Genomic DNA, 21,764 nt, shown 5'->3' on the forward strand with positions numbered 1-21,764 from the left:
TTGGTGGCAAGCGTTGCCGCGACATAGCCTGAACGGTCTATGTTTTGGGCAAATATGGTATGCGCATCTTTGGTTGGGGTGACGATAACGTCATAAGTCTCGGCAACGCCAATGCGGAAATCATCAATCGCAACGGGTGCGACATCAATACCATCGGTTGCCACCACAGTCATTTTGAGACCGGGTATGCGCACATCAAAGATGGTTTGCGCTGAAGCATTGATAAAGCGTAATTTAACGCGCTGTCCTGCCTTGACGATTTGTGCCCAATTAGCCGCGGTGGTTTTGCCATTTATAAGGTAGGTGAAGGTGTTTTCGCCCGACAAGTCAGTAAAATCAGTGGGCATCATGCGCATCTGATTCCACATTTTGCGTTTATCAAACGCAGTTTTCATATCCGTTTCAGCGATATCAGACAGTAGCTTCTTGAAGTCTGGCAGATGATAGTTGTCAAAGTCGGCGCGCTGTTTGAGCAGCTTCAAGAGATTATGCGGGTTGCGGCTGGTCCAATCACTGAGCACGATCACGTGGTCTTCTTCGATAGGATGACGCTCACGACCTTTAGGTTCAATCACAATGGCACCCAGCATACCGGTTTGTTCTTGGAACCCACTGTGTGAGTGATACCAATAGGTGCCTGATTGTTTGAGTTTGAATTTATAAGTAAAGGTGCTGTTTGCAGGAATGCCATCAAAGCTAATGCCCGGCACCCCATCCATCTCAAACGGTACTAGTAGTCCATGCCAATGGATAGAGGTTGATTCATCCATCTGATTATGAACACGTATCACCACCGTATCGCCTTCACGCATCTTTAACGTCGGTGCTGGCAGTGAATTATTGATGAGCGTTGCCATGCTCTTTTTACCGTTGACAATAGCGGACTGTTTACTGACGTATAAGTCAAACTCTTTACCGGTCAATATAGGCACTTTATGAGTGTTTTGGTCACTATTGATAGTAGCACCCTGACTGCCCGAACGACTTGAGTGTCCCAATGCACTACTGGCCATGGTCGGTATCAAGGAGGCGCCAAGGACAGCGGAGGATCCGGTTAAAAAACGTCGGCGGTTCAATATGTTCTGTTTATTCATAATGATGACCTAATTTAATTTGAGAGATGGTGGTTAAGCTTATGGTTATAATATTTAACGATACGTCAATTACGATTGGGAATCTTATTAAGCCGCTTTTAATGCTACTCACATTCAATTCATCCAGATCTCAGCCAAAACAACCATCAAAATTATAGTTGCTGCTGAGGAGAATCAATAGCGGCATAAACTTCTGTGGTGCCGTCTTTATTAAGCTGCATTACTTTATAAGGCATGAATTTATCTTGATATTCCATACCGGGGCTGCCAACTGGCATACTAGGTACGGCAAGTCCAATGGCTTGTATAGGAGGATTTTCTAAGAACTGAGCCATGTGTTTAGCAGGGACATGTCCTTCAAAGACGAAACCGTCGGTAGTAACGGTGGTATGGCAAGAGCGCATTTGCTGTGGTACGCCATAGCGATCTTTGAATAAAGAGACATCTGCCACATCTTGCGCGGTTGCACTTAATCCATTGTCTTTTGCATAGCCTACCCATTCTTTACAGCAGCCACAGTTGGCATCTTTATAGACGGTCGCTGAGACGTTTTTGAGTAATGATGACGGGTCGATTGCAGGAGCATCTGCCGGAGCCGAACTTTCGTTTTGTACTTGTGCATTCTGAGTAGCAGACTGTTCAACCTTTACTGGCTGAGAATCAGGGACACTGGTAGTAGATTGGCTACAAGCGGCTAGTGTAAGGGGTAGTGCTGATACCGCCATCAATAAAAGGACACGACCGGATAACCAGTGATGTCCATTAGAAAACCCGTATATGTAATGTCTCATCAAATCACCTTTAAGTGTCTATTATTATGCTCGATACTCTAAAAACTGGACCCTATATTTGTGGTCTTAACTAAAAACGTTAAATGCAGCACCGTTCAGTACTGCATTATTAATAACGATAACGTTTAATGATGATGCTTCTATATACAGATAGGGTTAATGCTGCATTCCAGAACCATCTTCCGACATATTCATATCACCATCAAATGACATGTCCATCATATCGCCATCTATCCGAGTGGTTAGCATCGTGTACTGAGCTTCATCTAATTCAGGTAGCGATCTGATAAAAGCGACCATTGCCCACATTCTATCGTCATCATGGGAGGCGCCCCATGCAGGCATTCCCGATGCCATAATGCCGTGTTTGATTGCCCAAAAGCTTTGCTTGGCACCATCCTCAGTTTGATAACGTTTGACGATATCAGCCTTGGTAAAGTTGGGCGGCTTCGGATATAAGCTTTCGCTAAAGTCAGTTTGTGCCACTCCCGGAGACAAGTGACAGCCTGCACACATATCTTTATAGTCCGCGCCACCAGAGCTGATCATGTCAACCTGCTCTAAGTCTGGTACCACAATATCTTTACTGGCAGTTTGTATAGAACGATTGCGCGCAGTTTCTAAAAAGCTATACATCATTGGGCTATGCTCTTGGTCTGCACCCACGTTGACAACGCCACTGCTGACAACCGCAAACATCCCAACGATTGCCACAAACAAAGTAAAGAGCACACCCAATAAAAACTTCATATATTTTCCTAAAAACTTATTTCCGTTAATTTCTCTCTGCTATTAGAGAGGAGCTGTGAGTTAACAGAGCTAAAATTTTTAAGATTTACTGTCAGTAGTCACACAATGTTTTTGGTACATTTGCTTCATTTTGCTCATATTGGCCATCATGGCTTTCATAGCAGGGTCATTCATGTCCATCTTGCTATGATCCATTTTTCCCATCATTTGCATATGCTTTTGCATTTTTTCACAGTTCATTTGATCTTTTTCAGCATGCATTTTAGGGTCATGCGCTAGAGCTGAGGTTGATACAACAAGAGCGATGGCAGTAATGGCGATTGATTTAGTCAGTGCTTTAAATTGCGACATAATTAATTCCTATTGATTGGATTAAGAGCTATTGAGGGTAAAGCAGTTAGACCAGCCTCAATGATACATTATTCATTCTGACTGGCACATGACATTAAGATTACAATATTGTCATCTTCACATATTGGGATTTCAATATCCCAAGTAATCTTTTAGTATTACTTCTCGCTATTATAATTTTTCACAAAATATTTCTCAGATTGCAAGTGTTGATCCTGATGCTGAACCTGACACGCGACTCTCGCATCGACATAACCTTTCATTTGCGCGCTAGAAATTTGTGCATCGTTATGATCTGCGTTCTTTGCAAAACTAGTAACCGCATCACAACTACTAAGAATAGAAGCATCTAAGTTCGTGGTGTGAGCATTGGCCGCTGACATACCAACTAACATTGATACTGAAAGTAAAGCTGCTTTTTTTAATGTACTATATTTTTTCATTTAAAACCCTTTGAATTCAAATAATAAATCATTTAAGTAAGATAATTGCCTAACTCATAGAAGTGGTCTATATCAGAGACAAGCTTTTATGTGGCGTTGATTTAGAATACTAAATAGAGGCTGACAGCGAGATGACACGGACATGACGTTTTTGTTAGAAACAAAACAATACTGTCATCTGCTTGTCATTAGCATCAAATGTCATTATCCGCTTTTATCCATAGAGCGCCGTTATAACAAGGACTTTTGATAAATATATAGATGATAATCTAACAACGTTAGTGATACGCTGTTGACAAATATAATGATATGAAGGTGGGCGACGATGAAAGTACTGTTAGTAGAAGATGAGCAAAAACTTGGAGAATATATTAAAAAAGGCTTAACTGAGGCCGGCTTCATCGTGGATCATTATATGACTGGTCTAGATGGCTATCATGCGCTAATGACTGAAGAATTTAGTGTGGTACTGATGGATGTGATGCTACCTGACGTCAGTGGCTTTGAGCTGATACAGCGCTACCGTGCCGCTGGAAAGCATACGCCTGTTTTATTTCTAACTGCTAAAGATGATTTAAGTGATCGAATCAAAGGTATTGAAATTGGTGGCGATGATTATCTGACCAAGCCTTTTGCTTTTGCTGAGCTGATTGTTAGAATAAAAAGTTTGCTGCGACGTGCCAACCAATCGGACTATAAAAGCACAGTCATCCATACCGCTGATCTGAAAATGGATATTTCCAAACGCACTGTATATAGAGGTGACACCCTCATTAAACTGACTGCGAAAGAGTTTGCTTTATTACAGCTTTTCCTAGAACGTCAAGGTGAAGTACTGCCACGTACTGTGATTGCCTCGCAAGTATGGGATATAAATTTTGACAGCGATACCAATGTCATTGACGTAGCTATCAGACGTCTACGAATCAAAATCGACGATGGTTTTGACACCAAGCTGATTCACACAGTACGCGGTATGGGCTACAGGTTAGAGCCGCTGGCTGTAGGCATGGGTGACGATGACAAAGATGATCCAAAATAAAATGAGATATAAATTTAAGAATCGACGTTGGCCGCTGTTATGGCGCACTGTTTTTTTACTGACCATATTTGTTGTCATCTCTCAAGTCATTATTTATATATGGGTTCAGCGCTCTGTTAACGAGCACTTTGAGCAAATGGACTCAGAGATCATTACTCATGCCGCGTTTAATTTGCGCAAACGTATGGTTGCCTTGGGCGAAGAAGTAGAGCCATTAACAGCTTCAAAGTCCCAATCACTCATTGATGACAATCACCTACATTCTTCTTGGCTAGATTATGATTTAAAAACGCTAATATCAGATAAAAACGGCAAATTATTATCCAGCGATCCCAGTAATTTCATCCATGATTTACCGACCGACTTTAGCTTATTAAAACTACGGCAGGACTATCGCGATCAGCAGTTTATGATCAAAATTAATAGTAGACATTATCGAGCGATGGTCATTGCAAACCACGAGGCTTTGGCGCTTATTGCGCTGCCTATCGATGTTCATCATCAGTATCTCATACATTTTAATCGCCAGCTGAGCTTGATACTGATCGCGATCACACTACTACTGGTGTCAATTGCCGCATTAAGTGTCTATTGGGGATTTGCGCCACTCGCTACTATCGTCCAAAAGATGAAGGGTATTAATCCTGAGCAGTTACATGAAAGGGTGGTGGTCAGTAATATGCCCTTAGAGCTACGACCATTGGCTGAGTCTTATAACTTAATGATGGAAAAGCTGGAAAGTAATTTTGAATCGTTATCACGCTTTTCAGATAATATTGCCCATGAGCTACGTACTCCGCTGGCGACGCTTGGCACTCAAACCCAAGTGATGTTAAGTAAGCCTAGAGCGAGCCATGAATATGTTGAGCAGCTGCACCATCAGCATGACACCCTTGAGCAGTTATCTACGCTGATTAATAATATGCTGCTGCTAGCAAAGACACAAAAAGGGCTGTCTGACTCACAGCTCAATCAGATTGATACCGAGTCAATGTTCACTAAGCTTATTGATTACTATGAGCTAATCGCAGAAGATCGGAATATCTCTTTTGAAAAGACGGGCAACTTCCAAGCTGTGCTAGGAGATGAAAGCTTATTACAAAGACTGTTCGCTAATCTCATGTCAAATGCCATTTATTATGCTGCTAGTGACAGTGTGATCATTATTGAAGCCTCTAGTATTGAGATCCCCACTGTGCCTCATACTGTCACGAGTGATAAGCAAGATATGAGGTCATCTATATTAAATCCTGCATCTTTCAAGGTAGTGATCACCAATCGCTTAGATCAACCATTGACTCAAGTAGAAGCTGATAAACTGTTTGAGCGCTTTTACCGTCATGATAAAACGAATACGATGCATTCGGGAACAGGCTTAGGCTTATCTATCGTGCAAGCTATCGCCAATGCCCATAATGGCAAGGTCAGTATTACTATAAAAGATGACTCTTACTTTCAAATCAGTGTTGAGTTGATGATGGCTAGATAAAGAAGTATCAAATAAGAAAATTCGAGCTTCTCGTCCCACTTAGCCAAATAATTAAGACTGTATTTAGATGTTATTTTTTAAGCAAATGTCGCCTCGATTATTTACATAATTGAGGCTTTTTTCTGTCTAAAAATTCTCCAAGTATTTCAGCAGTAGATTATTGACCACAGTAACAATATTTCTTCCTCCTTTACAAAATTAATATTCCTGACCATTTAGTCAGTTATTTTAATAAAATCATAAACTTAGATGATATCAATAACTTAGAGTACGTTTTTTACTGATATTTGGCGCTAAAATGCAGTTGTCAGCCCTCATAAAACATGCTTAACTGTTTCAAAGTGTTAATAATTACTGCCAAAATTGGGATTACTGAAATAAGTTATTAAGAAAATCTTTGTAGTTTCAGCAGCATTGATGCTTGTTTTGATGACGTTTTATTTTTACTGAAAGCTAATAGCCTTTTTCCCTCTAGCAGCACGGGTGCGTTTTAACAGGAAGTTAAACCCCGTTTATAGCCATGATAACCATGATGGCAATGTTGCTAGGCACCAACACTGTAAATAAAGGAATACTACTGTGCGTGATCATTCATCTATAAGCCTATCATTAATCACTAATAAGCTAACCTATGCGCTTATTGCCATTGCTGCTTTAGGCGCTATGAGCAGCGCCCAAGCAAAAGTGCTCTTCACTGATACCAGTATCTCAGCGCTTTACGGTACTGATTATGAGCTAGTGCCTCAAGAAACCTTAACCACCGTTACTTTAGAGCATGCCTCGACCCATACATGGGGGGGTGTGTTTTTCTTTGTCGATCGCCATCAAGGTAAAGAAAATGCAGTAGGTAAAGAGTTTAAGGAAACCTATGGTGAGCTTGCGCCCAAACTTAAGCTGGCAAAGTTTGATAACAGCTTTATCAAACAAGTCAATTTAGCGGGGCAGTACGAGTTTGGCTCAAACAGTAATGGTTTTAGTCAAGACAACTATTTGGTAGGTGTTGGCGCGGATTTAAATGTCCCTATTCCGGGTATGAAATATGCATCGGCATCGTTATATCATGCGTTTAATGATAAGGACAATGCTGATGATCAACAGATTACCTTAACCTATGGCTGGGAGAAAAATAACTTTGTCATAGATGGTTATGTTGACTATGCATTTAACAGCGAAGATGATTCTGTGAAAGATAATATCCATATCAATCCGCAATTAAAATACAACTTACAAGAAGTGTTAGGTATTGATAACCGCTTAGAAGTCGGTATGGAATATAGCTACTGGAAGAATAAATTTGGTAGTGACAAAACGCAGAATGCCGCGAGCGCTTTAGTGAAGTTCCATTTTTAAACAGTTATGAATTTTTAAATATGATTAATAAAGCCCTCATGCTAACTTTATCAGTTGGATGAGGGTTTTTTGTTGTGTATGCAAGAAAATCGAAAGTCAGATAGGCTTAAGAAGAAAATAAAGGTGATAAAAAACCGCATAAATTTTAAATTTGACTCATGCGCTTATGGGCGCTGATAGAGTCGACTGACACTTGCAATCAGCGCCACCATGACCATACCCATTATGATAAGAATAGCAGACATCATGTGTGCTGCCTCGTAATTCAATGCTTCTACTTGCTCATAGATAGCAATGGAGACCACTTTGGTTTCCCCCGAAATACTGCCACCAATCATCAATACCACGCCAAACTCGCCAATGGTATGCGCAAAGCTGATTAAGCTGCCAAGGATGATACCGATACGAGCTTGCGGTAATGCTACCCGTATAAAGCGTCTGAAACGGCTAGGTTCCAGTAAGCTTGCAACTTCCATGACACTGGTTGGAATGCGTAAAAATTGCGCATAGACAGGCTGAACAAAAAAAGGCAACGAGTAAATAATAGAGCCAATGACCAGTCCTTCAAAGGTAAAGACAAAGGCGCTGATATTGTATTGCAACAGCCACTTACCGATACCAAAATTGGGGCTTAACAGTAATAATAAATAAAAACCAATCACTGTAGGCGGCAAGACCAGCGGCATGGCAATCACGCCCATGAGCATAATTTTGATGCGCCCAATAATCTGACCACGACTCGGCTTTGCCAGCCAATAGGCTAATGGAGTTGCGAATACCAGCAAGCACAAGGTAGTGACACCAGCAAGCTTGATGCTCACCCACACAGGAAGCAGCATATCTGAGATAAGAGCAGGAGACATCATAACGTTACTGTTTATTTACCTTTTATCTAATAGCGCACTTGTACCATGTTATATAGAGCATCAACTATAAAGTACCACTTATCACATCCTTTTTTTCAAACATCATGATAAGAAAACACATTTATAACGATATTTAAAGCCTTATGCATAGCGGCTATAAATAGATTACCGAACTGCTAAATAACCAGCTCTAGAGAAGTAAGCTTGTCCTGTAGGAGAACGTAGATAATCCGTGAAATCTGCTGCATTTGCTTCATTAGTAATGAGTATGCCGTCTTGTAAGATAGCAGGATAAGATGTTGGTGGTAAGAGGTAAAAATGCTCAGGTGTTGCTTTCATTGCTATGACTTGTGAGTGCGCAACAAAGCCATAGTCGACACTACCAGTATGGGCATATTGGAACGCTTGACCGATATTTTCCGCTTGGATAAGACGTTTTTGTGCTATTAGCGCCTCATATAGATTTTGCGTTTGTAGATAGGATTTTGCAGATGCACCATAAGGCGCAAGCTCAGGATTGGCAATGGTGATTTTGCTTTTATCATTGCTATTAAGCAGCTCAGTCAATGTGTTTTGATCGAATGCACCGACAGCTTTGGTGGGACTATAAATGGACAGTTGCCCTTGGGTATAAGTAAAAGGCGTATGATTTGCATCACCTTTAAAAACCTCATTTAGCAGCTGCGCGGGGAAGTCTTGGTTGGCTGCTAAAAAGATATCATATGGTGCACCTGAGATAATTTGAGAATAAAGCTTACCTGATGAGGCAAAAGTGACTTCTATTTCTTGGTCAGGTAAACCCTTATCAGTTTTGTAGCCCTCGATAACTTCAGGCAATACGTCCGATAAATTGGCAGCTGCAGCGATACGGAGTATTTGACTTGGCTCAGTGGTGTTGTTGATCTCAGCTGGCAAGTCAGTACCTTTTTCTTTAGTACAAGCCGTTAGCATCAAGGCTAAGCTCAGTGCTGACACTGTTATATTCTTACCCATTATTGCTTAGCCATTTTGAAGAGTCATCTTGGTAGTATTCTTGCTTCCAAACGGGAATGTCCGCTTTTATCGTATCTAATATCCAGCGGCAGGCATCAAAAGCAGGATAACGATGGGCAGAAACCACGCCAACCCAAACCGCCACATCACCAATCTCTAAAGCCCCGATACGATGAATGGCAATAGCGTGAGTAATTTCAAAGCGCTTTTTGGCTTCTTCGATAATGGCACGTCCTTGATTGAGTGCAAGTTCTTCATAGCCATAGTAGGTCAAGCGGTTGACGCTACTGGCATTATTGTGATTACGTACACGACCTTCAAAGCATACGAAAGCGCCGCAGCTGTCATCATCAAGGGTTTTCTTTAGTCGATTTTCATCAATGTCTGAATCTAGTAGCGCAAAGCCATCACGTTCAGCGATGAGATAAGCCTCATCGATGCTACGCTTAATGCTCATCGACTGCCCATGTACTTGGTCTGCCATATATTGTCTCTATTTATTATTCTTAAAATTTTTAGCGATACACATAAGCGTCTAAATACTATTAACCGCCTGCTACTGGAGTAATGAAAACCACGCTATCGCCATGATTAATCTCATCTGTCCACTTGGCAAAGTAATCGTTTACTGCCACACGCAGCTCTGACTGTGGACGGCTAAAACGATGCTTTTGGCGCAGTTGCTCGTATAACTCGGTTAATGACATAGACTGTGGCACATTTACTTTTTCTTCATGACAATTGGCTTCATCGGCTAAGCTGGCAAAGTATAAAACGGTGATATTCATCGTCGTATTTATATCGTCACTGCTTTCTACTAAATCGCTCATAGAAGTCTCCATTATTTATTAATTGCCAAGCTTTATATCTATCATATCGCTATGGCGTATTTACGCATGTTGATAGTCAGATTTGCCGCCCGTCTTATTCATCAGATGGATGTTATTGATGATAATGTCGTGAGAGATGGCTTTGGTCATATCATAGATAGTTAGGCAAGCGACGCTGACGGCTGTCAGTGCTTCCATTTCTACGCCGGTTTTATGCGTAACTTTGACAGTAGCAGTGACAGTAATGCTGTTTTGACTATCGTCGTATTCAAAATTTAAACCAATCTTATCTAATGGTAGGGGGTGACAAAGTGGAATCAAGTCATGGGTGCGCTTTGCAGCCATGATACCTGCGATATGAGCGGTCTGCGTGATACTGCCTTTTTTAGTCATACCATCAGCAGCTTTGATTTGCTCATAAATTATCGCAGGGAAGATCACTTGTCCCTGCGCACGTGCTTCTCTTGTCGTCGCTATTTTGCCACTCACATCGACCATGGTGATATCACCGTCGCTATCTAAATGCGACAAGGCAGTTTGAATGGTTTTTTGACTGCTGATATTCATTTATCATTTCTCTCAAATGGCTAGTTTCTCTCAGTAAATCTTATTATATGTTACGTAAAGCAATACAGGCACGCTCAAAATCTTTAGGCGTATTAAAATTGGTAAGAGATTGCCAATCCTCTGAAAACGTTACAGGCTGCACAATTGGCTGAATAAATTTCATTACTTGGCGCTGCCCATTGTCAATATAATGCTTTAAATCCGGCTCAATACTTAAGCGATAAATAGCTAACAATGGATATAAATGATGCTCATCGGTGAGACAAATGATCGACTTATCTACAGCTTGTGTTATATAAGGTTGCAGTTTTTTCCATAAATCGGTTGCAGCAATCAAGCTATCACAGCTGATAACCATCAGCCAAGAGCTAGGCGCATTTGATATAGTGGCTAATGTCGTTGACGAAATCAAATATTGTAATGCCGCCTCTATGGCGACCAATGCGCCGCCAGTTTCGATCTGTTCATTGTCATTACTAGCAAAATTGTCAACCGAAAGGTAATCAGTGATATGAATGATGGGCACTTGCGGGTTATTCAAAATCAAATCTGGACTTATACCAAAACCACGACCGTTATCTGCAATCATAATAGGCACATTATAAGCAGTGGCTGTGCTTAGTTTAAGCGCTTGCCTGACATGATAAGCAAGCAATTGCTCATTGGTTGGTAGCATCAACTCAGCTTTAGGCGAACCCATACGTTTGGATGCACCACCTGCTAAGATGACGATACCTGCTAAGCGATTCAAGTGATCTATATCGCTTGAGCTATTTACACTTTTTAAGGTATTTACAGCATCTGTCATGATTAATCGTGACCGGGGTTGGTACGCATAAAGTGCGGGACAAAATTGCATGGGCGCGTACGGCTATCGAGCTGCTCTTGTAAGATGCCTTCCCAAGCAGTGCGGCAAGCACCCGACGAGCCAGGTAGGCAAAAAATGCCTGTACCATTTGCCATACCAGCTACAGCGCGAGATTGGATGGTAGACATGCCAATATCATCTTTTGATATTAAGCGAAACATCTCGCCAAAACCATCTACTGACTTATCAAACAAGACGCTGACTGCCTCTGGAATGCTGTCTCTAATATAAAACCCCGTACCGCCAGTGGTAATCACTGCATGAATATTTGGGTCCGCAATCCAGTCGCTGACAACGGCTCTAATCTTATAGATATCGTCGGTAATCAGTTGACGATCAGCAAGCTGATGCCCTGCTGCGGTTAACTGATCGACCAGATATTGTCCTGAGCTGTCTTCTGCCATCGTACGACTATCAGAAACGGTTAAGATGGCGAGATTAAGTGGGGTAAAAGGTGCTTGCAGCTTGCTCATGAATGTTCCTTGATAAATATGCTTATTATGAAAAATATTGCTGATAAATAAATTAACCACCAATCATCGACAAGTTATTCATAATGCCACTGTTCGAGTCATGAAGATGATGGTGCTCAGGTTTAATAGGCATAAAACTATGTAAAGTACTGACCAGTCCTGCAACATCATCTTGCTGCAAGTGCTCACGAATGTCGTAATTGCCTTGATCAAATAGGCACAGATGCACCTTGCCTTGACTGCTAACCCGTAGGCGATTACAGCTGTCACAAAAATGGGCTGCATATGGGGCAATCAGTCCGATACGCCCTTTATAATCAGGATGACTGTACTCAATTGCTGGACCGTCGTTACTGCCGCGTTCATGGGTTTGCCAGCCGTCTTCTATCAGATAATTGGTAATGATGTCGGTTTGGGCATGCTGAGCAAAAAATAAATCGCTGTTGTCACTAGTCTGCATAAATTCAATAAAGCGATAAGTGACTGCTCTATCTTTGACATAATCAATGGCATTCATTAAGTTTTCAAAGGCAGTTTCTGCCATCAGAATGCTGTTTATTTTAAGCTTAATATCGGTGGTTGCCAGCAAGGTATCCATATCAGCCAAGAGTTGCGGCAACATATCAAAGCCAGTCATCTTATGGAAAGTAGCGGCATCAAAGCTGTCCATACTGATATTAAGCTGATTTAGTCCGGCTGCCTGCCAACTAGCCAAGTGCTTACCAAGCTTATAACCATTACTGGTGATGGCAACGGTTTCAATGCCTTCAGTGTTTTTGATTGTTTTAATAATGTCTACCACATCACGGCGTATAGAAGGCTCACCGCCCGTAATCCTGACTTTTTTGGTGCCAACTTGAGCAAATCCGCGGATTAACGTAGCAATTTCAGCGACACTAAGCTCATCTTGTGGAGGTTTGCCTTGATAGCCATGGGGCAAGCAATATTCACAGCGAAAATTACAGAAATCAGTAACCGATAAACGCAAATAGGTCAAACGTCGTGCAAAGCCATCTGTTAATGGTTGAGCTAAGTTAGCTGCAGAATCAATAGACAAAACTGCCAATTTCGATGGTAAATGATCATCAAAAAAATTAGATGCAGCAGTAGGCGAATACAGTTGAGCATTTCCTACGGTGGGGGCAAGATGGTTCATAGATGATTACCATTAATGTAAAATATAGTGTGTACTTTTAAGCGTTGCCTCAGGTTGTTAGTGAAATAGGCTATTCAGGTATAAATATGACCGAGTAACTACAAATAACAATCAGCCGTCATTCAATTAGTGACCAACACCAGAGTAGCAGTTAGATAATAAATGTTAAGTTTCACACGGTCTATAGTATAGAGGTTTATTCACTGTATCATTTTTAAGCGACATTCACTATATCCAAGGGAAAGGTTGCACTTGTACGCTTTCGCCAGCGGCTACATTGCCAGCATCTTGTGCCAATACAATAAAGCAGTTGGCATGGCTCAGCTGCTTGATACGGTGTGATTGTTGTTTGGTAAAGCTTTCAACATAAAAACTGCCTGCTTCATCTTGGGTTAAAACGCCTCTTTGGAAGTCCTTACGACCCGCTGATTTTTTAATATCGTTTTTAAGTGTTGCCATGACTGTTAATTGCATAGGTCGCTCTGAATGAGACAAGCCTGCCATTTTCCACAAAGCAGGAGTCACAAACTGTAGCGTACCAACGACCGTCGATAGTGGATTACCAGGCAAACCAAAATATAAGACAGGCTTGGCAAGGTTTTGTGTCAGCTCACCAAAGACAAACGGCTTACCAGGTTTCATCGCGACTTTGTAGTGATTAATCTTGCCCAATTGCTCAATGACGGTGGTCAAAAAATCATAATCACCAACGGATACACCAGCGGTAGAGATCAGTACGTCACACTCTTGCATGGCTTGAGTGACAGCAGCCGTCGTTTTGTCTAAATCATCAGGGATAATCCCATAATCTTGAAGAGCTATTGGTAAATCAGAAAGCAGGCTTTTAAGAGTGGGGGTATTAGAATTATAGATTTGCGCCAAACTTTTAAGCTCATTGCCAATCGCCACTAGCTCATCGCCTGTCGCGAATACACCAACGATTAAAGGCTGATAGACGTTGACTTTATCCAAACCCAAATTCGCCAGTAAGCTGATATCAGCAGGATTCAGCCGCTTACCTTTAAATAAAACGGCTTCTCCCGCTGCAATTTCTTCGCCTTGTTTGCGAATATGGTCATCAGACTGAGCTGTTTGGCTAAGGATGATTGAGTATGGCTTTGATTTATCAATGCTGGCTTTTATCGCGGCAAAATTGGTGTTTTCTTGCATGATAACGGTATCACATTCATCAGGTACGACTGCACCAGTAAAGATGCGTACTCCTTGACCTGACTGGATATCACCATTATAAGGGCTGCCAGCTTGCGATTCGCCGATGATGGTGATGGTGGTATTTGTTGCAAGCTTAGTCCCTTTAGCAATCGCATAACCATCCATCGCAGATAGGTTCTGTCTTGGTACCGAAAAAGGCGAGACGATATCTTCAGCCAGTATGTGATGACAGCTGTCTAATAAATCGTAGTTAGCGACGGCTCTTTTATCAAGCGGATAGTCGTTATTATTATAATTCTCTACGCGCTGCTGTATCTCAGCTACAAGCCCTTCAACCGTAATCATAACCTTGTACTCATCTTATTAATGTTGAGCTATATATAGCATCAGACATACTTTATACCATAAGAATGACATGGCTGACAGGGATTTCATAAGCGGAGTCGTAAGATATGATTGAGGTTGTACGTTAAAGAATAGATGAAGATAGAGCAGATTTTCATATCACTTTACCGAGATAGTTTTTTTATCACTTGCTGGAATAAAACGATGCAGAAGCTTCAAAAAACCATCCCAGTAATGCTATTTTGTCATTAACAATTGCTTATAACCTTAAGCCAGTTCTATACTCATTTTAGGACCAAAGGGTTCATAATGAATGTTATCAAGGACATGGTCAAGGATGATCAGGCTATCAATAATGTTTTCCATAAAAGGCATGGAACCACAAACATAAATATCAGCAAGTTTAGGCAGATTGCTAAGCCAAGCTTCATCAAGAATCTGCCCAGACTCAAAATAAAAAATGTGCTTTTCTACGTTTGTCGCAGTAGCCAACAGTTTATTAACTTCACTATCAAAAGCATGATGCTCTTGGTTTTGGCAAGCATAAACCCAAACGATAGGACGTTTTGGATTGGCGGTAACTTGAGCTTCTAACATGGATAAAATAGGTGTCACGCCAACGCCAGCACTGATCAGTACCAAGGGAATATCATTTTGCTGCATCAACTCCTGATTCAGCTCAAAATCACCAGCCGGTGCCGACAATAAAACCGTGTCACCGACGGCTAGATGATCATGTAAATAATTAGACACTAGACCGTTATGCTCATTGCGATTGTCACGTCTAACTGCAAACTGGATACCTTGATCGCTATTGGCTGAGTATAAAGAGTAATGACGCAGAGCGATATGATCGCTGTCTGCTGGGTCTGTTTTTACGGTAATGTATTGACCAGCAGACAGTTTACTCTTGCTTAAATCGATAGTCTGATTGTTTACTAAATGGTCATTTACCGGGACGACGGTAAAGGCGGCGATATCAGTCGCTGCTTCTATTTTTGCCGTTACTATAAACGGTGCAAAGCCTTGCCATATTGCCTGCTCATACATACCGTGCTCGATTTGGATAAATATCGAGGCAATCTCATCATAAGCTTCTGCCCAAGCCGTAAGGATATCGTCAGTTGCTGCATCACCCAACACTTCCTTGATGGCAGCAAGCAGATGCTTGCCAACGATAGGGTAGTGCTCTGGCAGGATCTGTAAGGCGCGATGCTTATGGCTGATTTGCGTCACTTGCGGCAATAACGTCGCTAAGTTTTCTAGATATTTAGCCGCTGCCAAAACTGTCATTGCCAGTGCAGTCTGTTGACGACCAAGCTTTTGATTGGTTTCATTAAAAATATCAAGTAGTTCAGGATGCTCATGAAACATATTCTTATAAAATACAGTAGTAATCGCGGTTCCATGCTCTTCGAGTACCGGTACCGTTGCTTTGACGATTGCTAATGTTTGTAGTGACGCCATTGTGGATCCTTTAGTGAATATTCACATTGATAGTATTTAGTGATTTAAGATTAATGAACGAAATTAATAACGATAATCAAAATTCTGAACCGCCGAATGAGCCAATAAAACGCAGTGACTCAACATTTAAAAGTCAAATTGTTAACCGATATTATAAGATTCATTTAAAATGAATCTTATAATATCTTATCTCTGTTCTAATATCAATGATGCAATACTATTGTACTGATTCCGTTTGCCAACATTTCTGTATCACAATCTAATTTTGCTTTGCAGATAAAGAGGTTCACTTATGCAAAGTCCGCATACATAAATCATTAGCTTTAAAACGCTACGATTCATTAAATAGGTGGCACAAAAAAGCCCTGTTAGGTACAGGGCTTTTTTTATTAAGCGATAGGTAACTTATTTATTTAAAATAGTACTTTAGACATTTTTGCCATGTTGCTTTTGCTGAATGTCTTTAGCTAAGTTATAGCATTCATTGATATGGTCAGTAGCAATCTTCTTAAAAATCATATAGCCCATAGTACCTGCGACCAGTTGACCACCAAGTGGGATAAATTTAGTCACTTGCTTAGCAGCGATACGACCACCAAAGCCTTGCACAGTCTTTTTAACGATACCACGGGTTGCCATTAAGCCTGCAAAGTCAACGGTACGATCTTTTAGCGCGCTCCAGTGAATAGCGCGTGACTCTAAATCTACCGCTGCTTGACGATCCTCGAGTAAACCAAAGCGCTCACTGATTTCAGGTAACAGCATCGTCAGCATGCTAGCGTCAATTGCCACATCAAAAAATGGTACCGGAACGATGGCAACACCAGCAGAGATTCTGGCGCGCTTTTTGACCATGGCGATACATTCTTTTTTGACTTGTTCAAGATTTAAGTTTGGATCAATCGTATTCGGTAGTTTTTCAGCTAAAGGGGTCGTTTTCATGAAATATCCTTAAAATAGGTAAAAATAGCAATTAAAATAAAAAAATAAAACATAGAATAAATAACAAGCAACTGCAGTGTTTATAAGATGCCTACCATTTTATGTATTTATAAACGCCATACAATCGCTGCTTTGTAGCAAAATGCTGAAAAATAGGGGTAATCTGCACCGTTTTTGTAAATGAAGCCATACGCTAAAAATATAAGTTTAGAAATAAATACATTGTCTAGGTGCGCTAAAATTATTCTATAAGTTACGTGATGATGAATGTATAAGCAATCTCTAACCTTGCACCGACATGCCAAAAATTGCCTCTAAATTAATATTGTGAGCACTTACTAAAGCCAGTAGAATACGTTCATGCTAAATTTAACTCCCCGTTATACCAGCACTCGCATTGACGAGTTGCCCGCCGCGTTGCAACCACTTGCCGCCCAATCACTGACGCTTGCTCGCCTATATGCCGCTCGCGGTATTATGCAGCCAGATGAGCTTGAGACTCAGCTGGCTGGTTTGCTGCCTGCTGAGAAGCTAAAAGGTATCATTGAAGCGGTAGATCTATTAGATATCGCTATTGATGACGGTCAGCGTATTCTGATCGTTGGTGACTTTGACTGTGATGGCGCAACCAGTACGGCGTTAATGATGCGCGCCCTGACTGCCATGGGTGCCAAGGTTGATTTTCTAGTCCCTGACCGTTTTAAATACGGTTATGGGTTGACGCCAGAGATTGTCGAATTGGGTATTAAAACTTATCAACCGCAAATGATTGTCACGGTAGATAATGGTATCTCAAGCCATGAAGGCGTGGCGCGCGCGCAGGCTGATGGCATTACTGTCATTATTACAGACCATCATCTCACTACCAAAGAGACACCGCCTGCTGAAGCGGTAGTCAATCCCAATCAGCTTGATTGCACTTTTTCTAGTAAAGCTTTGGTAGGTGTTGGGGTAGCTTTTTACGTACTCGGACGACTGGCAAAGCTGCGCCGCGATGCTGGCAAATCTACCGTACAAGTCAGTCAGTATTTGGATTTAGTGGCGCTTGGTACGATTGCTGATGTGGGCGTACTTGATAAAAACAATCGTATTTTGGTCCATCATGGCTTAGCGGCTATTCGTCAAGGACGTGGCTCTCTTGGCATACTAGCGCTACTCGAGCAAGCGGGTCGAGATCCCAAAAAACTACAGGCGCAAGATTTTGGTTTTGTCTTGGGTCCACGTATTAATGCGGCTGGGCGTATGGATAATATGCGCATCGGTATTGAGTGCTTGCTAGCAGATGATTGGGCAACAGCGCAGCGATTGGCACAAGAGCTTGAGCAGCTTAATCGTACGCGTCGCCAAGTAGAAAGTGAGATGCGTACGCAAGCGGATAATATCGTCCAAGCATTAGCTGCTGCTGATACAGGTATTGAAGCTGATGTTGAAGAAAGCGATGATATTATCGTTCAGCATAGGCTTGAGAAGAAGAGCACTAATACCCGCAGTATTGTGTTATATCAAGATGACTGGCATCAAGGTGTTATCGGTATCGTCGCAGGACGTTTGAAAGAAAGCCATTATCTGCCGAGCATTGTCTTTGCGCCGGCGGATACTGAACGTACAGGTGCTGAAGATGTCATCAAAGGCTCAGCGCGTTCTATTGCTGGCGTGCATATTCGTGATGCCATTGAACAAGTTGCCGATAGCCATCCTGATTTAATCAGCCATTTTGGCGGTCATGCCATGGCAGCTGGACTGACGTTGAAACGAGGTAACTTTGATGCCTTTGTGACAGCATTTAACGCGGTGCTGGCACAGATGGATGATGAGGTGTTCGCTGAGCAAAAATTCACCGATGGTGCTTTGCAAGCAAGTGATTTTAGCTTATGGTTTGCTGAGCATCTTGCAGAGTCTAGTATTTGGGGACATGGGTTTGCGCCACCGATATTTGATGGGGTGTTTGAAGTGTTGAACTTTAAAGTGTTAAAGGATAAACACCTTAAACTGTCGCTACGTTATCCTGATGTACAGTATCCGATTGAGGCGATTCAATTTAATTTTGATAGCAGTGCTTGGGATTACCGTGCCGAAAAAGTACATATATTGTTTGAGCTGGACATCAATGAATGGAATGGCAAACAAAGCTTGCAATTAATGATAAAAGATTTGGCGCTGGTAAAAGAGACGGTCGAAGCGAACTAGAGGCTTAACGGTACAGATAGTAACTGCGCTAATAGTCACTAAGCGTCCATATTTCCAATGCTTTAATATTTCCATTCAATGGTCGGAAACTGCCAGTCATAGCGAATAGCAAGCATGCGTAAGGTAAAAATCGTTGCCATTGCTGAGATATCAGCAATCCAAGCGGTCACGCCAATATGGTGTAGCGCAAAGTAAAGGATACCACCTGTTAAAGCGGCGGTGATATAAATCTCTTGCTGTAGCACCAGCGGAATTTCATTGCAGATCATATCGCGGATGATACCGCCGACAATAATCGTAATAACCCCGAGTAATAGTGCCACCGGCATATTTGCGCCCATACTATCAGCCACCTTGATACCGATTAAGGTGAAGGCTGACAGACCAATAGTGTCAGAGAGTTTAAGAAATGTGTCAACACGTCTAGAATTGGGGTGAAAGAATATCTGCATCACCAGTGAAGAGATGGTAATAACTGTCAAATAGCTCATATCTACCATCCAAAACAGTGGGTGACGATCTAAAATCACATCACGCACCGTACCCCCTCCGATAGCCGTCACAATCGATACCAGCAAGCAGCCGAACACGTCGAAATTTTTATGCTTAGCTAATATCGTCCCTGAAATACTACAAGCGACAATACCAATCATATCAAATAGATAAAGCAGTGAGCGCGGGTCAAAAGTAGTAATCAGTTCAGAATCTAAGGCAATAATGGGCATGAGTTATTCTCATTAAAGCACTGAGATTACAGTGCTGCTAGTTTATTCGCTCATCGTAAAAACTGGCTAATCTGTTAATCGATCAAACGAATCGAAGGCAAGTGCCAATCGAATTTCAATGCCAGCATACGTATGGCAAAGATGATAAATAGCATTATAAATTCGTTTATTGTCGCGTCTAGCCCCCAGTAGTCGAGCGCCAAATACGCCAATGAGCCTGCAATACTGGCAGTGATATAAATCTCACGCTGTAGTACGAGCGGAATCTCATTACAAATGATATCACGCAATAAACCACCAATAATGGCTGTCCAAACCCCCATCATAATAGCAATCATTGGCGCTATATCTTGCGTCAATCCCACTTTAAAGCCAATCACACTGAAGGCTGCCAGACCAATAGCATCAAAGAACTTAAGCGCGTTATCAATTTTGTGATACAGATGAAAAAACATTTGCAAGATAAGAGAGGTGGCAGTAATCACAATGACGTAATTGAGATCTGTCATCCAAAATAAAGGGTGGCGATCAAGTGCCATATCCCGTAGTGTACCACCGCCGATAGCATTGACCAGTGCAACTAATATGCAGCCTGCAATATCAAAACCTTTGTGCTGCGCGAGCAATGTGCCAGCGATAGCACAGGCGATGATCCCAACCATATCCAACACATACAGCAGGATATCGGGGAAAATAAAGTTATTTATCATCGCTATATTTGAGCCTTAACCATCTTTGGCAAATAATATCAGTCCCAGAATGATGAGCGCAATACCCACCAAGCCAAGTGTAGAAGGAAGGGCATTATTCAGTAATAACATGCCACCAATTAAAGCAAATATTACTTCACTGGCTTGGGTAGAATCTACGCCTGCCACCTCGCTCGATGTCACTGCTCGCTCACGGGCATATAAAAATATACTCGTCGCCGCCACACCTGCGAGTACTGCTACCAGTAACGTATTAAAAACCTGTGTGGTCGCCGGTTGCTCAGGACGTATGATTAAGCCCAATAATAACCAAAACGGCAAACTACCGAGGGTCATTAACCAGACTTTATTAAAGGCATTTTGTAATAAGGTTGTCTCAATCGCAGGAATGTGCGCAATGAGATTTTGCAAGCGTGACGCAGCATGTCTATCGATAGGTAGGATAGGGGCTTCGGTAATGATGCGTTGGGTATGAGTGTCAATGTTATCATCAGTGTCATTTGGCTGAAGATTATCACGAGCCTGTTGCTGCTCAGCACTGTGCTTGCGCGAATTATGAGACACTTGCCAAACCAGCTGATTGCCAATCGGATAACTGAATGCTGCAATCAGTGCAGGTAGCGCGCCATATAGCAGCATATCAGCCATAGGTACGGTATCAGCGAGAGTGGATGCATGTAAGCCTTCACTGACATTGACCATCACTACGCCGATAAAGACCAATAAAGCATAAATGATAAATTTCTTATCAAATCTTTGTCCAAATGCCACCAATACCAATAAACTTGTCACGACCGTAAACATAAAGGTTGCTGCAACCACCCAGCCTGCAACGTGGTCACCAGCATAGCAAATACCCGTATAAAATACACCAAAGCCGATACTGCCAGTGATACACCAAAATCGCCAATGCTGAAAGAAGATAGCACTTAATTCTCTAATACGTCCAAAACCATGCTGCATCGCAATCAGGACAGTAATGATGAGCCACATAAATAAATAGCGTAGGCTTGCTGACCAAAACCAGTGCCCACCAGCACTGCTCATCATCTCATTTAATATAAAAGTGGAGCTAAAAAACGCGCCCGCTAATAAGCCCAATAAAATGAGTTTGACCATAGCTATCCCTTTCTTCCTTGGCTTGCTATTTAT

At 41.8% G+C, this 21,764-nt stretch carries 23 protein-coding genes; 4 read left to right on the plus strand and 19 right to left on the minus strand.

Annotated features, from left to right (window positions below):
• The 5 genes from FQ083_RS12025 to FQ083_RS12045 all read right to left on the minus strand — a co-directional run.
• The coding region (locus tag FQ083_RS12025; protein ID WP_149410009.1) for a multicopper oxidase domain-containing protein at positions 1 to 1,094 on the minus strand (1,094 nt) is incomplete at its 3' end.
• Positions 1,095 to 1,246: 152 nt separating this feature from the next.
• Positions 1,247 to 1,885, minus strand: coding sequence for a DUF411 domain-containing protein (locus tag FQ083_RS12030; protein ID WP_149410010.1), 639 nt, complete (start codon positions 1,883 to 1,885; stop codon positions 1,247 to 1,249).
• 156 nt (positions 1,886 to 2,041) lie between these two features.
• The gene (locus FQ083_RS12035) at positions 2,042 to 2,635 is read right to left on the minus strand and encodes a c-type cytochrome (RefSeq protein WP_149410011.1); all 594 of its coding nucleotides are present in this window, start codon (positions 2,633 to 2,635) and stop codon (positions 2,042 to 2,044) included.
• Between the two features lie 78 nt (positions 2,636 to 2,713).
• Positions 2,714 to 2,986, minus strand: a complete 273-nt coding sequence (locus FQ083_RS12040; protein WP_020443008.1) for a hypothetical protein — start codon at positions 2,984 to 2,986, stop codon at positions 2,714 to 2,716.
• Positions 2,987 to 3,144: 158 nt separating this feature from the next.
• On the minus strand, positions 3,145 to 3,429 hold the full coding sequence (locus FQ083_RS12045) for a hypothetical protein (protein ID WP_149410012.1): 285 nt from the start codon (positions 3,427 to 3,429) through the stop codon (positions 3,145 to 3,147).
• A 325-nt stretch (positions 3,430 to 3,754) separates the two neighbouring features.
• Between FQ083_RS12045 and FQ083_RS12050 the strand changes: the two genes are divergently transcribed.
• The 3 genes from FQ083_RS12050 (at position 3,755) to FQ083_RS12060 (ending at position 7,310) form a co-directional block, all read left to right on the plus strand.
• Positions 3,755 to 4,471, plus strand: coding sequence for a heavy metal response regulator transcription factor (locus FQ083_RS12050; protein ID WP_149410013.1), 717 nt, complete (start codon positions 3,755 to 3,757; stop codon positions 4,469 to 4,471).
• 1 nt (position 4,472) lies between these two features.
• Positions 4,473 to 5,960: an ATP-binding protein gene (locus FQ083_RS12055; RefSeq protein WP_149410014.1), complete on the plus strand. Its 1,488-nt coding sequence runs from the start codon at positions 4,473 to 4,475 to the stop codon at positions 5,958 to 5,960.
• 579 nt (positions 5,961 to 6,539) lie between these two features.
• Positions 6,540 to 7,310: a DUF5020 family protein gene (locus FQ083_RS12060; RefSeq protein WP_149410015.1), complete on the plus strand. Its 771-nt coding sequence runs from the start codon at positions 6,540 to 6,542 to the stop codon at positions 7,308 to 7,310.
• A 164-nt stretch (positions 7,311 to 7,474) separates the two neighbouring features.
• On the opposite strand, the gene modB is transcribed toward FQ083_RS12060, so the two are convergent.
• From modB to FQ083_RS12115, 11 genes are all read right to left on the minus strand, one after another.
• Positions 7,475 to 8,176 carry a molybdate ABC transporter permease subunit gene (gene modB, locus FQ083_RS12065; protein WP_011513055.1) on the minus strand — a complete coding sequence of 234 codons (702 nt, stop codon included), beginning with the start codon at positions 8,174 to 8,176 and terminating at the stop codon, positions 7,475 to 7,477.
• Between the two features lie 165 nt (positions 8,177 to 8,341).
• Complete coding sequence (modA, locus tag FQ083_RS12070; protein ID WP_149410016.1) at positions 8,342 to 9,169, minus strand: molybdate ABC transporter substrate-binding protein; 828 nt, start codon at positions 9,167 to 9,169, stop codon at positions 8,342 to 8,344.
• On the minus strand, positions 9,162 to 9,653 hold the full coding sequence (locus FQ083_RS12075) for a molybdenum cofactor biosynthesis protein MoaE (RefSeq protein ID WP_011513057.1): 492 nt from the start codon (positions 9,651 to 9,653) through the stop codon (positions 9,162 to 9,164). Before FQ083_RS12075 ends, modA begins: the two co-directional genes overlap by 8 nt.
• A gap of 61 nt (positions 9,654 to 9,714) precedes the next feature.
• Positions 9,715 to 9,999 (minus strand): MoaD/ThiS family protein, encoded by a 285-nt coding sequence (locus tag FQ083_RS12080; RefSeq protein WP_149410017.1) that lies wholly within the window; start codon positions 9,997 to 9,999, stop codon positions 9,715 to 9,717.
• Between the two features lie 60 nt (positions 10,000 to 10,059).
• On the minus strand, positions 10,060 to 10,566 hold the full coding sequence (gene moaC / locus FQ083_RS12085) for a cyclic pyranopterin monophosphate synthase MoaC (RefSeq protein ID WP_149410018.1): 507 nt from the start codon (positions 10,564 to 10,566) through the stop codon (positions 10,060 to 10,062).
• 43 nt (positions 10,567 to 10,609) lie between these two features.
• The gene (locus tag FQ083_RS12090) at positions 10,610 to 11,374 is read right to left on the minus strand and encodes a molybdenum cofactor guanylyltransferase (RefSeq protein WP_149410019.1); all 765 of its coding nucleotides are present in this window, start codon (positions 11,372 to 11,374) and stop codon (positions 10,610 to 10,612) included.
• Positions 11,375 to 11,376: 2 nt separating this feature from the next.
• Positions 11,377 to 11,907 carry a molybdenum cofactor biosynthesis protein B gene (gene moaB / locus FQ083_RS12095; protein ID WP_149410020.1) on the minus strand — a complete coding sequence of 177 codons (531 nt, stop codon included), beginning with the start codon at positions 11,905 to 11,907 and terminating at the stop codon, positions 11,377 to 11,379.
• 52 nt (positions 11,908 to 11,959) lie between these two features.
• Entirely contained in the window at positions 11,960 to 13,063 is a 1,104-nt protein-coding gene (gene moaA / locus FQ083_RS12100; RefSeq protein WP_149410021.1) for a GTP 3',8-cyclase MoaA, read from the minus strand.
• 228 nt (positions 13,064 to 13,291) lie between these two features.
• Positions 13,292 to 14,581 carry a gephyrin-like molybdotransferase Glp gene (glp, locus tag FQ083_RS12105; RefSeq protein WP_149410022.1) on the minus strand — a complete coding sequence of 430 codons (1,290 nt, stop codon included), beginning with the start codon at positions 14,579 to 14,581 and terminating at the stop codon, positions 13,292 to 13,294.
• 267 nt (positions 14,582 to 14,848) lie between these two features.
• Entirely contained in the window at positions 14,849 to 16,048 is a 1,200-nt protein-coding gene (locus tag FQ083_RS12110; protein WP_149410023.1) for a globin domain-containing protein, read from the minus strand.
• 426 nt (positions 16,049 to 16,474) lie between these two features.
• Entirely contained in the window at positions 16,475 to 16,990 is a 516-nt protein-coding gene (locus tag FQ083_RS12115; RefSeq protein ID WP_149410024.1) for a hypothetical protein, read from the minus strand.
• Between the two features lie 360 nt (positions 16,991 to 17,350).
• Between FQ083_RS12115 and recJ the strand changes: the two genes are divergently transcribed.
• A complete protein-coding gene (gene recJ / locus FQ083_RS12120) occupies positions 17,351 to 19,177 on the plus strand; it encodes a single-stranded-DNA-specific exonuclease RecJ (protein ID WP_149410025.1) in 1,827 nt (608 codons plus the stop codon).
• Positions 19,178 to 19,239: 62 nt separating this feature from the next.
• On the opposite strand, the gene FQ083_RS12125 is transcribed toward recJ, so the two are convergent.
• From FQ083_RS12125 to FQ083_RS12135, 3 genes are all read right to left on the minus strand, one after another.
• Complete coding sequence (locus FQ083_RS12125; RefSeq protein ID WP_149410026.1) at positions 19,240 to 19,902, minus strand: trimeric intracellular cation channel family protein; 663 nt, start codon at positions 19,900 to 19,902, stop codon at positions 19,240 to 19,242.
• A gap of 74 nt (positions 19,903 to 19,976) precedes the next feature.
• Complete coding sequence (locus FQ083_RS12130) at positions 19,977 to 20,612, minus strand: trimeric intracellular cation channel family protein (RefSeq protein WP_149410027.1); 636 nt, start codon at positions 20,610 to 20,612, stop codon at positions 19,977 to 19,979.
• A gap of 15 nt (positions 20,613 to 20,627) precedes the next feature.
• On the minus strand, positions 20,628 to 21,731 hold the full coding sequence (locus FQ083_RS12135; RefSeq protein WP_149410028.1) for a multidrug resistance efflux transporter family protein: 1,104 nt from the start codon (positions 21,729 to 21,731) through the stop codon (positions 20,628 to 20,630).
• Positions 21,732 to 21,764: the final 33 nt, after the last annotated feature.

It is taken from the genome of Psychrobacter sp. ANT_H59, assembly GCF_008369225.1.
GTDB lineage: Bacteria > Pseudomonadota > Gammaproteobacteria > Pseudomonadales > Moraxellaceae > Psychrobacter > Psychrobacter cryohalolentis.

Bases quoted from the DNA above. Each gene is read 5' to 3' on its own strand.
- FQ083_RS12030 (WP_149410010.1), bottom strand. From the start codon at position 1,885: ATGAGACATTACATATACGGGTTTTCTAATGGACATCACTGGTTATCC.
- FQ083_RS12035 (WP_149410011.1), bottom strand. From the start codon at position 2,635: ATGAAGTTTTTATTGGGTGTGCTCTTTACTTTGTTTGTGGCAATCGTT.
- FQ083_RS12040 (WP_020443008.1), bottom strand. From the start codon at position 2,986: ATGTCGCAATTTAAAGCACTGACTAAATCAATCGCCATTACTGCCATC.
- FQ083_RS12045 (WP_149410012.1), bottom strand. From the start codon at position 3,429: ATGAAAAAATATAGTACATTAAAAAAAGCAGCTTTACTTTCAGTATCA.
- FQ083_RS12050 (WP_149410013.1), top strand. From the start codon at position 3,755: ATGAAAGTACTGTTAGTAGAAGATGAGCAAAAACTTGGAGAATATATT.
- FQ083_RS12055 (WP_149410014.1), top strand. From the start codon at position 4,473: ATGAGATATAAATTTAAGAATCGACGTTGGCCGCTGTTATGGCGCACT.
- modB (WP_011513055.1), bottom strand. From the start codon at position 8,176: ATGATGTCTCCTGCTCTTATCTCAGATATGCTGCTTCCTGTGTGGGTG.
- modA (WP_149410016.1), bottom strand. From the start codon at position 9,169: ATGGGTAAGAATATAACAGTGTCAGCACTGAGCTTAGCCTTGATGCTA.
- FQ083_RS12075 (WP_011513057.1), bottom strand. From the start codon at position 9,653: ATGGCAGACCAAGTACATGGGCAGTCGATGAGCATTAAGCGTAGCATC.
- FQ083_RS12080 (WP_149410017.1), bottom strand. From the start codon at position 9,999: ATGAGCGATTTAGTAGAAAGCAGTGACGATATAAATACGACGATGAAT.
- moaC (WP_149410018.1), bottom strand. From the start codon at position 10,566: ATGAATATCAGCAGTCAAAAAACCATTCAAACTGCCTTGTCGCATTTA.
- FQ083_RS12090 (WP_149410019.1), bottom strand. From the start codon at position 11,374: ATGACAGATGCTGTAAATACCTTAAAAAGTGTAAATAGCTCAAGCGAT.
- moaB (WP_149410020.1), bottom strand. From the start codon at position 11,907: ATGAGCAAGCTGCAAGCACCTTTTACCCCACTTAATCTCGCCATCTTA.
- moaA (WP_149410021.1), bottom strand. From the start codon at position 13,063: ATGAACCATCTTGCCCCCACCGTAGGAAATGCTCAACTGTATTCGCCT.
- glp (WP_149410022.1), bottom strand. From the start codon at position 14,581: ATGATTACGGTTGAAGGGCTTGTAGCTGAGATACAGCAGCGCGTAGAG.
- FQ083_RS12110 (WP_149410023.1), bottom strand. From the start codon at position 16,048: ATGGCGTCACTACAAACATTAGCAATCGTCAAAGCAACGGTACCGGTA.
- FQ083_RS12115 (WP_149410024.1), bottom strand. From the start codon at position 16,990: ATGAAAACGACCCCTTTAGCTGAAAAACTACCGAATACGATTGATCCA.
- recJ (WP_149410025.1), top strand. From the start codon at position 17,351: ATGCTAAATTTAACTCCCCGTTATACCAGCACTCGCATTGACGAGTTG.
- FQ083_RS12125 (WP_149410026.1), bottom strand. From the start codon at position 19,902: ATGCCCATTATTGCCTTAGATTCTGAACTGATTACTACTTTTGACCCG.
- FQ083_RS12130 (WP_149410027.1), bottom strand. From the start codon at position 20,612: ATGATAAATAACTTTATTTTCCCCGATATCCTGCTGTATGTGTTGGAT.
- FQ083_RS12135 (WP_149410028.1), bottom strand. From the start codon at position 21,731: ATGGTCAAACTCATTTTATTGGGCTTATTAGCGGGCGCGTTTTTTAGC.